At 49.8% G+C, this 13,209-nt stretch carries 11 protein-coding genes and 1 tRNA gene; 8 read left to right on the top strand and 4 right to left on the bottom strand.

Going from position 1 to position 13,209, the window contains the following annotated elements; translation table 11 throughout:
• The first annotated feature begins 105 nt into the window (after nucleotides 1–105).
• The 3 genes from AC04MQ_RS15675 (at nucleotide 106) to AC04MQ_RS15665 (ending at nucleotide 2,118) form a co-directional block, all read left to right on the top strand.
• Entirely contained in the window at nucleotides 106–375 is a 270-nt protein-coding gene (locus AC04MQ_RS15675; protein WP_475392523.1) for a hypothetical protein, read from the top strand.
• 182 nt (nucleotides 376–557) lie between these two features.
• Nucleotides 558–863, top strand: coding sequence for a hypothetical protein (locus AC04MQ_RS15670; RefSeq protein WP_475392522.1), 306 nt, complete (start codon nucleotides 558–560; stop codon nucleotides 861–863).
• A gap of 67 nt (nucleotides 864–930) precedes the next feature.
• Nucleotides 931–2,118: a tyrosine-type recombinase/integrase gene (locus tag AC04MQ_RS15665; RefSeq protein ID WP_475392521.1), complete on the top strand. Its 1,188-nt coding sequence runs from the start codon at nucleotides 931–933 to the stop codon at nucleotides 2,116–2,118.
• Nucleotides 2,119–2,220: 102 nt separating this feature from the next.
• Here AC04MQ_RS15665 and AC04MQ_RS15660 read toward each other — a convergent pair.
• Nucleotides 2,221–2,297, bottom strand: a tRNA-Met gene (locus tag AC04MQ_RS15660).
• 136 nt (nucleotides 2,298–2,433) lie between these two features.
• Between AC04MQ_RS15660 and AC04MQ_RS15655 the strand changes: the two genes are divergently transcribed.
• Nucleotides 2,434–3,405, top strand: a complete 972-nt coding sequence (locus AC04MQ_RS15655) for a hypothetical protein (protein WP_475392520.1) — start codon at nucleotides 2,434–2,436, stop codon at nucleotides 3,403–3,405.
• An 84-nt stretch (nucleotides 3,406–3,489) separates the two neighbouring features.
• Here the strand turns inward: AC04MQ_RS15655 and trhO are convergent, their stop codons facing one another.
• Entirely contained in the window at nucleotides 3,490–4,542 is a 1,053-nt protein-coding gene (gene trhO, locus AC04MQ_RS15650; protein ID WP_475392519.1) for an oxygen-dependent tRNA uridine(34) hydroxylase TrhO, read from the bottom strand.
• Nucleotides 4,543–4,843: 301 nt separating this feature from the next.
• On the opposite strand from trhO, the gene AC04MQ_RS15645 reads away from it, so the two are divergent.
• From AC04MQ_RS15645 to AC04MQ_RS15630, 4 genes are all read left to right on the top strand, one after another.
• On the top strand, nucleotides 4,844–6,451 hold the full coding sequence (locus AC04MQ_RS15645) for a peptide chain release factor 3 (protein WP_475392518.1): 1,608 nt from the start codon (nucleotides 4,844–4,846) through the stop codon (nucleotides 6,449–6,451).
• A 128-nt stretch (nucleotides 6,452–6,579) separates the two neighbouring features.
• Entirely contained in the window at nucleotides 6,580–7,497 is a 918-nt protein-coding gene (locus tag AC04MQ_RS15640; RefSeq protein WP_015091215.1) for an ABC transporter ATP-binding protein, read from the top strand.
• Nucleotides 7,494–8,267 (top strand): ABC transporter permease, encoded by a 774-nt coding sequence (locus AC04MQ_RS15635; protein ID WP_475392517.1) that lies wholly within the window; start codon nucleotides 7,494–7,496, stop codon nucleotides 8,265–8,267. Before AC04MQ_RS15640 ends, AC04MQ_RS15635 begins: the two co-directional genes overlap by 4 nt.
• Nucleotides 8,268–8,460: 193 nt before the next feature.
• A complete protein-coding gene (locus tag AC04MQ_RS15630) occupies nucleotides 8,461–11,976 on the top strand; it encodes a hypothetical protein (RefSeq protein WP_475392516.1) in 3,516 nt (1,171 codons plus the stop codon).
• Nucleotides 11,977–12,033: 57 nt separating this feature from the next.
• On the opposite strand, the gene AC04MQ_RS15625 is transcribed toward AC04MQ_RS15630, so the two are convergent.
• Nucleotides 12,034–12,537, bottom strand: coding sequence for a hypothetical protein (locus tag AC04MQ_RS15625; protein WP_475392515.1), 504 nt, complete (start codon nucleotides 12,535–12,537; stop codon nucleotides 12,034–12,036).
• A 349-nt stretch (nucleotides 12,538–12,886) separates the two neighbouring features.
• Entirely contained in the window at nucleotides 12,887–13,156 is a 270-nt protein-coding gene (locus AC04MQ_RS15620; RefSeq protein ID WP_148278799.1) for a hypothetical protein, read from the bottom strand.
• Between the last annotated feature and the right edge of the window lie 53 nt (nucleotides 13,157–13,209).

Here is a 13,209-nt window from a genome sequence, read left to right as displayed (position 1 = left end):
TTGAGTAGACCTCTCTGTGATGCCCCTCCCGGGACGATAGGTTGGTTCTCCTGTCGAACATAGAGAGGTCTACTGAGGGTTGCGGGGAACCGCTTAGGAGGGGAAATGGAAAACTTTTTGCGCTTCGCTCTGATTGCAACGGCTGTAGGGGTTGTTGCGGCTGCAGTTAGTAATTTTTCAGACTCTGAGAGAGAGAGACGAGAGATTCAGGAGGCTCGACTGCATAAGGATGAGTACCATCTACACTGGGTCGTTGCGAAAAGCTGTCACAAGGCTCATGCAAGAGGTTTTGGTTTGGCAGCTGCAGTCTTATTGCACTTTGCGTTTGTTGTCATCGAACGTATTTTCTTACTTTTTAATATTTCAAAATGGTGAGCTTTGAGCGAGCCAGCACTCCGATCCCCTTCCGAGGGGGAGTAGCAGATGGGCTATTTCGCAAGAGTTGAGTGCTGGCTCGCTGAGGGCGTGAGGGAGACCTCTTCATAGAACGTGGTTCTCCAGGCGTGGCCTAAGGCAAACTGAGGGGTTTGGACTGGGGATTTAATTGAGGGGGAGATATGGGCGCACAGCGTAATCCATTAAGTTTGGCAAAGGGGACTCGAAAACCCCTGAACCTCTTGAAAGTCGTCAAGTCGCAGGATACAGAAGCGGCTTCGATCTTTGACAATTTGCCAGTATTACTCACGCCGAAGCAGGTTGAAGAGTTGGGATTGGCCATGGTCTCCACGGTATACGACTGGAATTATCGTCCAGTGAAGTACGGTGTGCCGGCCGGCTTGTTTGCTCCAAAGCGAACACCCAAAAGCCCGACCAAGCTTCGTCGTGATGTCCTAAAAGAATGGGTAGGCTCCTGGGGCAACTGAGGAGAATCCTATGAATTTTTCCGCACCCAAAACAATATCCGAAAACTGTTTGGAGTTGAGGCTCTGGATGCATGGCAGGAATGCCCTGCAAGCCCGTCGCCGCTTTGAAAACAAAAAGCAGATCGAGGATTTTAAAAAGAAATGCATCACTCTTTCAACGTTCGGGGAGGTTTTCGTTCGCCGTTATCTTGGCAATGAAAGCTTCGATGATCTTCTGAAAGAAGCGCAGAATCCCACTTCCAACAAAGGTGAGGGGCACAAGCTCTTTGGCCCTGAGATTGATTTCTGGATGGAGAATCAGTACCCCGTCTGTGCCCCAGGGTGGCAGGCGAACGTCAACGGGTACCTGAAAGAGTTCGAAGAGCTTCATCAGCTGCAGATCAAAGATATCACCAAGGTCTTCCTGAAGAAGGTGGAAGGCGAACTCCGCAACAAAGGAAATAGTCAGAAGACAATCAATCTGAAAATAGGATGGATCCAGTCAGTGCTGAACTTTGCTGTTGAGAACGAGCGCCTGGCGAACAGTCCGATCGCGTCTTACAAGAAAAAGAAACCACCAGCGGTGGATATCGACTTCTGGACGAAAGAGGAGGCCTTGGGCTTCCTGCAGTTTGCAAATGAGAAGTATCCACGCGGGACGACGGAGCGCTACAAGTATGTCGCTTACATGGCCGCTCTGAATACCGGTGTGCGCGCCGGCGAGCTCTGGGCATTCAGGCCAAAATGTGTGGAAACCTCCAGCAATCTGATTTTGGTTCGTCAGCAGTTTGATGCGAAATCGAAAACGTTCCGGGAAACCAAAGGCAAGAGCCACCGGAAAGTGCCGGCATCCGCTGATTTGATCCGCGAGCTCCGCGACCTTGAAAAGTTCTGGAAGCTGAAAGCGACGGATCTGTACTTCACCAATCCCGATGGCACCCCGATGACCCACGATAACTTCGCCCTCGTGTTCTACAACGACGTTATTGAGTGGGGCGGGAAGCTCCTGGTGTTCCATGGTATGCGCCACACGGCCGCTACCTTGATGCTTGCTGCCGGGGTCACGGTGACCACCGCTAGGGATGTTCTGGGTCACCAGGATATCTCTACGACCATGAAGTATGTGCACGCGTTGGGAAGTCAGATCTCGGATGTATCGAACAAGTTTGCTTTGTCAGCGAAGGGGAGCGACGGGGATTTGCCGCCGCCACCGGCGCCGAAAGAGCAAAAGGGAAGACGTGGGCATTTGAGTTTGATTCGTCCAGTTTCGGCGTAGGTCGGCTGGATGTCTGTCAGATGTCTGTCAACGATGAGAGGAAATAAAAAAGCCCTTGAGGTCTGGAAACTCGCAAGGGCTTGATATAACTAACGAATAAAATGGTTGCGGGGGCAGGATTTGAACCTACGGCCTTCGGGTTATGAGCCCGACGAGCTACCAGACTGCTCCACCCCGCGACAAGGAAACATAGGTATAGGTGCAAAGCGCCGAGGGGTCAACCCCTCTTATTAATAATTTTAATATAGCACCATGTATCATTGTCAGTGCTCGTGTTTCATGGTTCAGTTCGACTGTGTTGCAGGAGGCATGAATATGAATGCGAAAAACTTGCTAAAAATTTTGGGAATCAGCTTTGTTATTTCAGCAGTGGGTCTGGTGGGTTTTTTATTCTGGGGCCTTTCCAAACTTCCCTCAGCTTCTGATCTGAAAAAAGCCCTGACTCCGCCAGCACTGCAAAAAACTGCTCAAAGCTCAAGCACGGATGCTGCGAAATCCTTAACAGCTAACACTTCTGATAAATCTTCCGCGACCGCGGAAACGTCTTCAGCAACACCTGCGGCCACACCAGCGATGAATGCCCGTGAAAAACTGGCGCAAGACACCGTGGATGTTTTGCTGAAGGATTTCGCGGATCCTCGCAAGCCCCTGGTGGATGGTTGTCGCAATCTTGAAAAAGCAGCACAAAGCGGGCTTTTGCGTGATCCGCAAAATGCTTCCGCGAAATACTTCTTCAGCAGTTTGTCCGATGGAAATCATGACCCGATGGTTGAAACCGCAGCACCTATCTTGCGATTCATCTTCCGTGCACCAGGTATGGAACAAGTGGTGGAACAGATCATGAGCGCCGATGCGAAGAATGATCAGGGTCTGCTGAAAAAAGCTGAGTTCTATTACGAAATCTATCGCGCGGGTGATTACCTGCAAAAGCACACAGTCGACATGGATCAGATTCTGCAAAAAAGCTATAACATGCACTATCTGGCCCGGGCCGTGGCAGCGAAGCCCGAACTGGCGCGTGACTCAGCAACTTTGGATTTCTGTGATCAGATGGAAAAGAACATCAATGCCGGGGGCGAGTTCAATGCTGATGAAGCCTCCGCCGAGATGTCCAGGTTTTTGGACAGCGCGGGTCTTGATGCCAAGGCGATCGGCTATGATCCGGCTTATCGCTCCAAGGTCAAAGTTCAATTCAACAGCACCCGCGTGGGTGTGAATGATTCCTGGGTTGTCAGCTTGTTTGCGCGGGATATTGAGAGGGCTCAGAAAGCCCCCTCAGGAAAATAGAAAGCTACTTCAGCTTTCGCGGCTACCGCCGCTGCAGCACTGTGGCGACCGCCGCAACCGCCGCTGCAGAACTGTGGCTGGCGCCTACTCAGCAGTTTCTTTGGTGGAGCGGGTTTCCGCTTCGCCGTTCTTGTTGAGTGAAATGTACTTGGTGCGAGTCACACGAATCTGCGGAACTGTTCCGGTGTCCTTGCCTTCGGCTTTCATCTTTTCGATTTCAAACGGCACCAGTTGTTTCTGACCCTTGCGGGCCGGATGTTTTTCCAGCTGGTAAGCGCAGTTTCTTGAGCAAGTGTCTTTGGCGTAATCGATTTTGACACAGTCTTCGCAAACCAGCGCATGGGAATCACAGCGTTTGCAGTCGACATTGATTGTCGCAGGCTGACCGCAGTGCGGGCACAGGCCGAACTTGGTGGATGGTTGCAGGTTCTGATCGACCGCCACGCGGTGATCAAAGACGAAGCATTCGCCCTCGAACTGATCGTTCGGGTATTCTTTCATATAGTTCAGAATACCGCCGTCCAGCTGGAAGACGTTGTTGTACCCTTTGTCCTGAAGTTCCAGGATGCCTTTTTCACAACGAATGCCACCAGTACAGAAGATCAGCATTTTTTTGTCTTTAGGAATTCCTTGCGCTTCGATGTATTGCGGGAATTCTGTGAACTTTTCAATGTTCGGGTTCAGGGCGCCTTTGAAGGTTCCGATTTTGTATTCGTACCAGTTGCGCGTGTCGATCATCACATAGTCAGATTCTTCTTTCATGACCTTGTTCCACTCGGTTGGTGTCAGGTGATGATTGACACCTTCCGGAGGCATCACTCCTGGGATGCCGGTGGTCACGATCTCGTTACGAACTTTGACTTTGAAGCGGCGGAATGGGGACTTGGTGGATTCTGAATCCTTGAAGAACTGATCCGGAGAATTGAAGTATTCGCGAATGAACGCTTTCCAGGCTTCAAAAGATTCCATGGAAGAAGCGGCACATGTGGAATTGTAGCCCTCGTCGCCCAGGATCACGAGTCCTTTGACGTTGAGTTCTTCCGCTTTGTCTTCCAGAGCTTTTTGGATGGCTGGCAGATCCGCCAGTTTAGTAAAACGGTAATAAGCCGTAACATAATAGTTCAGCGATTCAGACATTGTGTCACCTTCGTGTCCTGCCGGCGCGCGAGCGTCCGGGTAGCTTGGCTCCAAACCAAGGGGAGTTCAAAGTAGTCGGACGGTTATAAGGGCTTTTGTGTTCTGGCGCAAGGGGGCCTCGTCATTCCGTCCGGAAAACGAGGAGAAGTCTGTATGAATTGCCCGGTTTTGGGCATGATCGCCGTCAGGTTGGGCACAAATCCACCCAAGGAGGGTTCCGGGCGCCAAGGGCAGTGCGGCAAATGCTTGTAACCCGTCGGATTTCCCCGTAAAAAGGAGTTTTCAAAGGAAAGATTCCACAATGCAAGTCACTCCTCAGATCCAAAAAGAAATTCAGCGTCGCCGTACCTTTGCGATCATCTCTCACCCGGATGCCGGTAAGACCACGCTGACAGAAAAATTGCTTTACCACGGGGGCGTGATCCACGAAACCGGGGAAGTAAAGGGCAAGCAGGGGACCAAGGCTGTGACATCTGACTGGATGGCTATGGAGCGCGAAAAAGGGATCTCCATCACATCTTCTGTGATGACATTTGATTTCGACAGTCTGCGTGTGAACCTGCTGGATACACCGGGGCATAAAGACTTCTCTGAAGACACTTATCGCGTATTGATGGCCGTGGAATCCGCGTGCATGCTGATCGACGTTGCCAAGGGTGTGGAAGAACGTACCAAAAAACTTTACGAAGTCTGCCGCCTGCGCAAGATCCCGATTTTCACATTCGTGAACAAACTGGACCGTGAAGGTAAAGATCCGCTGACGTTGATTGATGAAGTTGAAAAGACTTTGAACATGCAATGTTATCCGGTGACCTGGCCGTTGGGTATCGGTCAGCGTTTCCGTGGTATTTACAACCGTCTGACCAAAGAAATCTGGATCTATGATCAGCGCCGTGAAGAAGTGGAAGACTACAAAATCATTCCATTTGAAAAAGGCAAAGACGATAAAATCCTTTATGACTATCTGGATAAGGAATCCGCTGACCAGGTTCTGGAAGAACTGGATCTGATCGAAGGCGCATTGCCGCCATTTGATGTGAATGAATTCCTGAACGGCACTATTTCGCCGGTGACCTTTGGTTCTGCGAAACAGAACTTCGGGGTGGACACATTCCTGCAGTTCTTCACCAAGTACGCTCCGGGCCCACAACCTCGTCATCTGAAAGATGGCAAGGAAATGGATCCTTGCGATGCGAACTTCTCTGGTTTCGTATTTAAGATCCAGGCCAATATGGACAAGCGTCACCGCGACCGTATTGCCTTTATCCGTATCTGCTCTGGTAAGTTCGAGCGTGGCATGAAGGTGAAACACTCCCGTCATGACAAAGAGCTGCGCCTGTCCTATGCCAGTCAGTTTGTCGCAGCTGACAAAGAAACTGTGGATGATGCTTACGCGGGCGATATCGTCGGGGTCGGTGACACCGGTAACTTTGCTATCGGCGACTGTGTTTATGCCTCTGGTAAAGTTCATTTCGAGGACATTCCGAAGTTTGCTCCGGAACTGTTCGGGAAACTGTCTGTTCGAGACGCCCTGAAACGTCAGAAAATGAATGAAGCCTTGAACCATCTTTCTGAAGAAGGTGCGATTCAGTTGTTTATTGATCCTATCGTCGGCCATCAGGATCCGATCATCGGTGCCGTCGGTGAACTTCAGTTTGAAGTTCTGATCCGTCGTTTGCAGGACGAGTACAATCTGGAAGTGAAGCTGAACCGCTTGCCATACGGCGTGGCCCGCTGGCCGCGCACGGAAGATGGCAAACCAGTCACAGACCTTAAAGGTGGCGCGAACATGTACCGTGATCTGCAGAATAATCCGGTTGTTCTGGTAAATCAGGAATGGGATCTAAACTGGCTGAAGCGCGAAAACCCAACAGTGGAATTCCACACTAGTATCTCGCGCGCTCGCTAGCGCACAGTGACGCGGAAGCTGGAGTAGGGCGCAGCCACAGTACTGAAGCGGCGGCAGCCGCGCAAGCTGGAGTAGGGCGCAGCCACAGTGCTGAAGCGGCGGCAGCCGCGCAAGCTGGAGTAGCAACTATGAATTTGCCATTAGAGATTACTGACCTCAGAAAAACCTACCGCGGCGGCACCGTCGAAGCGGTGAAGGGTATGACCTTTTCCGTAAAACCCGGCGAGATTTTCGGTCTGCTGGGGCCTAACGGGGCGGGTAAGACGACGATTATTTCAACCATCACGACGCTTGAAAAGCCCACCTCGGGGACGGTGAAAGTGTTCGGTGTGGATGTTTGCAATGATCCGATGTTCACAAAAAAACAAATAGGCGTCGTGCATCAGGAAGTGATTACTTCCGGTTTCTTCGACGTTGAAGAAATCCTGACCTTCCATTCTGGTTACTATGGTCTGCGTAAAAACAAAGAACGCATTCACTTCCTGCTGGAAAAACTGTCTTTGTACGAACACCGCCATAAAAAAGTAAAACAGCTTTCCGGCGGGATGAAGCGCCGTTTGATGATCGCCAAGGCCCTGGTTCACAATCCAAAGCTGTTGCTTTTGGATGAACCCACGGCCGGGGTCGACATTCGTCTGCGTGAAGACCTGTGGAAGTTTGTTCAAGAGCTTCGCGGCGAAGGCATGTCCATTCTGCTGACGACTCACTATCTGGAAGAAGCCCAGCAGCTGTGCGACCGCGTCGGCATTATCAATCTGGGATCCCTGGTGGTTCTGGGGGATACCAAAGCCATTATCCGCGAATACACGCATAAAAAAATCCGTGTTCTTCTGACCGAAAAACATCTGATTCAGTCTGACTATCTGACTGAAGTGGACGGGAAAGAATACAGTTTCGTTGTGCCTCAGAATAAAACCCTGGGTGAATTCCTGAGCGAAGTCAGCATCCCGACAGGACTGATTGCCGATGTTCAGATCGAGGAAGGCAGTCTGGAAGACGCGTTCCTGAAGCTTGTTACCAAGAAAGAATCGCAGGTGTCGCTATGACCGGTTTTGTGACTATTTTCCAGCGTGAAATTGCACGATTCCTGAAAGTTCTGGTGCAGACGGTGGTGACGCCGTTTATTTCCTCTTTCCTGTATCTTTTGATCTTTGGTGTGTCTTTGGGGGAACAAATGGCTGCACACCAGGGCGTAAGTTATCTTAGCTTCCTGATTCCGGGTCTGATGATGATGGGTATTATCAACAATGCTTTTCAGAATTCATCCTCTTCGATTGTGTCGTCCAAATTTTCAGGCGATCTGGAAGATCTGCGTGTGGCTCCCGTCACCGATCAGGAGATCATCTGGGCCATGAGTCTTGCGGCCCTGGTTCGCGGAAGTATCGTGGCGGTGATAACTTACATTGTGGGTTCTTTGTTCATGTACTACCAAAACGGCACATGGCTGGTGATTGCTCACCCGGTGGCAGCATTGTTCTTTGTGGTGCTGGCAGGTCTGATCTTTGGAATGATCGGCATCAGCATTGCGTTTTGGGCCAACACCTTTGATCAATTGTCGGCATTTTCCGCTTTCATTTTGCTTCCGCTGACTTATCTGGGTGGTGTGTTCTTGTCGATCGAACACTTGCATCCATTCTGGCAGGCGGTTTCCAAAGCCAATCCGTTGCTGTATCTGATCAACGGTCTTCGTTATGGAATTCTGGGAGTCAGTGATGTGAATGTCTGGACCGCCGCCTTTATTTCCCTGATCGGAATTGGTGTGTTCTATGGTGTCGCACGACTTTCTTTGCGCAAAGGATCCTTCCAGCGCTGGTAGGATCACCCGTCATGGCATCGCTGATAAACCAGAGGTTCCTTCAAAATATTTTCTGAATAAACCCGGGCGGACTCCTTCGAACGGGTGATGTGTCCCTGATTGAGACGTTTTCATCGAAAATGGGAACAGAATCATTCGTAAATAGCATGGTTTTTCTCGCAATATTCCGATGTATTACATAGCGGAGTAAGCTATGCGAATACTGGTACGTTTTAGAATGATTGGATTCTTCATTCTTCTTTCATTGCTCACGTCAGGATGTTCCCTGAACGCCGAATTTTTCGGTGAACTGAAGGAAGCTATCGGCATCGACCCAGGCACGGGTGATGGCGGATCCGAGGGTGATAGCGGGACGCTGACAAATCTTTCCAATTATAAAATTATCGTTAATGGTCCCATGAAGGCTGCCGCCAGCGTGGACGACAATATCTTTATCGGAGGCAGCTTTAACAATGCCACGAATATTGCCTCCCATGGTTTAAAGATCAGTTATGCCAACGGAACCCCTTCATTGAGCTCGGTGGGTCTGGGGGGATATGCGGGTGATATTTTTGCCAACGCCGTGGACGCTGCAGGCAATATCTATGTGTATGGACGCTTTTATAAGTCTGTCACGGACTCGGCTTCAGAGATAAATGTTTTAAAATTCCGACCTGACCTGACGCTGGACAATTCCTTTCCAGTATTGAAACTGACCTGGTCCAGCACCAGCTATTCGGCCCACGACCTGCATGGAATGATCGTGAAAAACAATCGCCTGTACGTCAGCGGTGTTTTTGAGGCGGTGAACGGTGTTGAAAGGGTCGGTGCTTTTTCCGTGGATCTTGCAACGGGGCAGCTGACATCCTGGAATCCCACTTTTGTCGGCGGAGCCGAGATTATTCAGGATGATGCCAGCACTGTGACCTTTCGAAAGGCAGGCAGTTATCACGGTAATCCTAAAAAGGGATATTATTTCCTGAATAAGTCCGGTCAGGCCACGACCTTATTTTCAACCAAGTCGTGGGATCCCACTGTTTCTTCACGCAAGCTTTATGTCGATCGTTCCCAGACCCGGGTTTATGAGGGAATCACCTATTATAATCGCCTGGTTTTAAGAAAGCTGACGTCATCTTATGTGGACGACCCCGCTGTGGCGGATATCGAGTTGCAGAATGTTTTGGTGGAAAGCGTTCAGGTCCTTAAAGATTACGTGGTCGTGATGGTTTTTGATAATGCGGTGTTTGATACGACCAAAGAATATTATTTTAAAGTCTACAGCCACGCGGGGGCGCATTTGTATGATACTCCTGTGATGACTGTGACCGTGCCTAACGCAAGCCTTCTTCCGCGTAAAATCCTGCAGGTGAATGAACAAAACTCGCTGTTTTTTGCCGGGGACTATCCAATGGATGTGACTGCGTTCGACGGCCCGGGAAAAAACATCGTTCGCGATCTGCCGGTGGCAGAATTTCAGTTTTCGGCGGCGGCATCTTTGGTGACGTCGTTTTATCCCACCGAAATCGTTCCGGGGATAAATTCGTTTCAAAGCATTCAATATGAAAGCGGCCAGCTTAGTCTGATTCATTTTAACGGGGCTTACACCTATGACACTCAAAACGGAAACGCATTTCTGGGAAGTGTGAATCAGACGTTTGGTAATTCCTCCGTTTCAATGGTTGGGGATTATCTTTTCATTTATAACTGGCATCCGGGTGTGCGTCAGCTGGAAGTCTATAACAAGCTGACCGGGGCTGCCGTGACAGGTGTTATCAGTCCGGCAGCGAATGTGACAATTCTTCCGGCCTATGGGGAATACCCTCAATTCACTTCGTGGCAGGGCGAACTTTTCGCATACTATCCTGTCAGCGCGAAATTGCTGGTTTTCGATTTGAACGGCAATATCACCACCTTGGATACTCCGGTGAATTCAGGGGCCTTTTGTTCTGAATATATAGTGTCTTCTGCTGGAATCTGTTTTTCCGGCACAAACTATGGCGGCGTCTTCGACGGGGGGCTTTACACCGTGAATACCGCCAACGACACGCTCGTACCACCCACCGCGATCACTCAGGCAGTTTTTGCAAGCGGGGTTCGTCATGTGTTTGGTTATGCGAGGAATGCAAAATACGAGGCCTTCATGCATGGGGACACCGATGACGGCCGTCTGGTCATTTATGACGTGACAAATTCGTCAGTGGTCTGGGAAAGATTCATCAATACCAGCAACGCTGAAACCAGACTGATTCTTAGCGGTGACATTCTTTATATGACAGGGTCTTCCGTTCTGGCGGATCCGGCGGTCTTCAACAGCGGCAACAGCGCTCATAATTGCCCGAGCTTTCCGGCCTCGTGCAAAGTTATTAACTCTTTTGTTTCCATTAATGTGCCAGCGCAAAGCATTGTGCAGGACTTTGGGGGCAACGGCGCGAACTACAGCCATGACCTGATCAATCACTGGAAAACTTACCGAATGTACCGTTTCCAGGACAAGGTCATTGTGCCTTCGGGCGATGACGACGGTTTCGATGCGGCTCTTCCGGAAAAAATCTATATGCATGTCTATGATGCGGCGACCGGTACGGATGCGGGCAAGTTTTCTGATTTGTATTTTAAATTTCAGCCACGGGCGACTTTCTTTGGTCACGCGAAGCCCATTGAACAGGCCAACGGTGATATTGTTTTCTATCTTTCCAGCTTATATTTTAACGACCAGGCTGTTTCTCCGCTGCTGAAAGTTTCCAATGCTGACAAGTCACTCAGTTTTGTTGATTTCGACGGAGAGATTCTGGGTCTTGCTGACGTGGATGGGAAGCTTCTGGTGGTTCAGAAAAACGGAACACAGCTGAATTCACATCCTTTGACTTCTTCGGTGGTTGTTTTTGATCCGGGCAGTGGAGATGTCACCAATGTGCCGGTTCCGGGCGTGGTGGATTTTGTTGCCTCAAGCAAGGCCCGTATTCTGAAATCCGGATCGCAGCTTTATATTGCCGCGACCGGGGGGATTCAGTCCTTTGCGCTGGTAAATGGTCAGCTTCAGTCTGATCGTTATGCTTTGATTTCCGGGACAATGGCTACGGGGTCTTTGGATGCTGTTTTAAATGACGGTCAGATGTTCCTGATTGGTAATTTTGAAAGTCTGAAAATTGTGGATGCGACAGATCTTTCTGAAACTGCGGTGAATTTTGTCGCCGGGTCGAACTTTGTGCGCATCAAGAATGCAGCTGACTTGTTCACGAAAGGTCAGGACTCGCTTTCCGCGATCCCGGGACTGGTGTCGGAACCGTTTATGGCGATGCTAAATCTGAAAATGTCCATCACCTCCAGCGGTGACAGTGTGTATATCGGTGGAATCAGTACAGCCAATGGTGTCGCCACTTCGCTGGCCCGGTACAAAGTTGCGCAGGAAACGTTTGATGCGGGATTTGTTCACAGTGTGTCGTTAACGATTGCCAATGTTATGGTGATTCCGAATCTGATCGCGGCGGTGCGGGAAGTATCTTCCGGGAAGTTGTTGCTGGAAGGTGTGTTTTCCACGCTAAACGGCCAGGCCGTTTCAACTTTGCCGGTGCTCAATGTTGCGGACGGAGCAGTGACAGACTCTATCCTTCTGCCCTCTGATCTGGTGGCCGAACTTCCAGGGGAGCTGGAACGAACCTCCTCAGGCAACATGGTGCTGGGGCGTTGTGCGGCGAACCCTTGCACAGCCTCGCAGATTTCAATTCAATAAGTGATTCATTCGCAAAAAAAAGGAAGGCCCTGATGAAAATTCAGGGCCTTTGCTTTTTTAGTGAGGATATACGCCTTCACAAGTAGGGAAGGTGAAGCGCTTCCAGAAAGACTGGTCTGCTTCGCCACGAGAAATGATCACTTGCGTGTCGATAGTGCGAGGCACAGTCACTGTTTTAGAGCCAAAGCGTGTGCACTCTGGAGTTTGTTCGCCGTTGGCAGGAGTGAACTCTTCACAAACGGGTTGCTCATAGCTGCGATCAACAACCAGGGTTGTGGTTTCATAGCGGGCACAAACCCACTCAGTGTAACCACCTTGTTCACTGTTCGGATTGCCAACTTGGCGAGGTACCAGTTCCGCACACTCACGCGTTGGAGTGATGGAACGAATCTCGGTGTCGGTCATACAGGCATTTTCCAGCTTGATACCGCCCAAGCGATACCCATGAGTCACCACGGCGTGGCGGGACGCGAAGATTTCAGACCAGGAACTGCCCTGGTGAACAGCGTGAGCGCTGACAGAAACCAAAAGTGCGGCCATTGTGAATAGAACCTTTTTCATCGGAACTCCTTACCAAAGTTGGTGTGGTTATTGTTTGTTTCGCAAAAGGAGCAAAACACTCCAAAAGCGCACGACAAAACCTAGTAAGAAATTCGTGGAACGGTCTAAATACAAAAATGTAATTGGCAACTGACACGAAAAAACCGTGGCTTTCCGTGTGTATCCACAGAATTCCGAGAAAAAAACCATTTCAAACGTGTAGAGGTTCAAAAAAGAAATTAAAAATGGGCGCAAGTTTTACGCCCATTTTTCAGTTAAATCGAGATCGCGGTCGCGGGATTTTGTGAAACAATCGTTTGGCAAAAAAGCCCAGGAAGTGTTTCGAAAAAATCCGCGAAATTCCGGTTTTTTAGAATGAAGAAGTCGTCGGTGCGGACGTTTGTGTGCCGTCGTTCACCACGCTGAAGTTCAAAGAGTCAAATTCACGGAAACGTTTTTTCTCGTCTTCCATGCGTTGTGCTTCCAGTTTTTCCAGAATGGAGTTTTCAGTTTGAACTTCCATCTGTTTGCGGGCGTCGCGAAGACCGTCCATTGTCGTAGTGTGAGTAGTTCTTAGTCCTGTCTGCGCATTTGCGATTGCGGCAGTCCCCAATACAGAAACAAGTACAATTTTTTTCATAAAAATGCCCCTTTGCGGACTCTCATACACACAAAGCGTGGAGAAAGAATGGA

The sequence above is a fragment of the Bdellovibrio sp. MYbb2 genome (genome assembly GCF_056175685.1).
Note: the sequence above shows the minus strand (reverse complement) of the source record. Positions and strands in the feature narration are given on the sequence as shown.

What these genes read in the sequence shown, in the direction of transcription:
- AC04MQ_RS15675 (WP_475392523.1), top strand. Translation starts at nt 106, where the DNA reads ATGGAAAACTTTTTGCGCTTCGCTCTGATTGCAACGGCTGTAGGGGTT.
- AC04MQ_RS15670 (WP_475392522.1), top strand. Translation starts at nt 558, where the DNA reads ATGGGCGCACAGCGTAATCCATTAAGTTTGGCAAAGGGGACTCGAAAA.
- AC04MQ_RS15665 (WP_475392521.1), top strand. Translation starts at nt 931, where the DNA reads ATGCATGGCAGGAATGCCCTGCAAGCCCGTCGCCGCTTTGAAAACAAA.
- AC04MQ_RS15655 (WP_475392520.1), top strand. Translation starts at nt 2,434, where the DNA reads ATGAATGCGAAAAACTTGCTAAAAATTTTGGGAATCAGCTTTGTTATT.
- trhO (WP_475392519.1), bottom strand. Translation starts at nt 4,542, where the DNA reads ATGTCTGAATCGCTGAACTATTATGTTACGGCTTATTACCGTTTTACT.
- AC04MQ_RS15645 (WP_475392518.1), top strand. Translation starts at nt 4,844, where the DNA reads ATGCAAGTCACTCCTCAGATCCAAAAAGAAATTCAGCGTCGCCGTACC.
- AC04MQ_RS15640 (WP_015091215.1), top strand. Translation starts at nt 6,580, where the DNA reads ATGAATTTGCCATTAGAGATTACTGACCTCAGAAAAACCTACCGCGGC.
- AC04MQ_RS15635 (WP_475392517.1), top strand. Translation starts at nt 7,494, where the DNA reads ATGACCGGTTTTGTGACTATTTTCCAGCGTGAAATTGCACGATTCCTG.
- AC04MQ_RS15630 (WP_475392516.1), top strand. Translation starts at nt 8,461, where the DNA reads ATGCGAATACTGGTACGTTTTAGAATGATTGGATTCTTCATTCTTCTT.
- AC04MQ_RS15625 (WP_475392515.1), bottom strand. Translation starts at nt 12,537, where the DNA reads ATGAAAAAGGTTCTATTCACAATGGCCGCACTTTTGGTTTCTGTCAGC.
- AC04MQ_RS15620 (WP_148278799.1), bottom strand. Translation starts at nt 13,156, where the DNA reads ATGAAAAAAATTGTACTTGTTTCTGTATTGGGGACTGCCGCAATCGCA.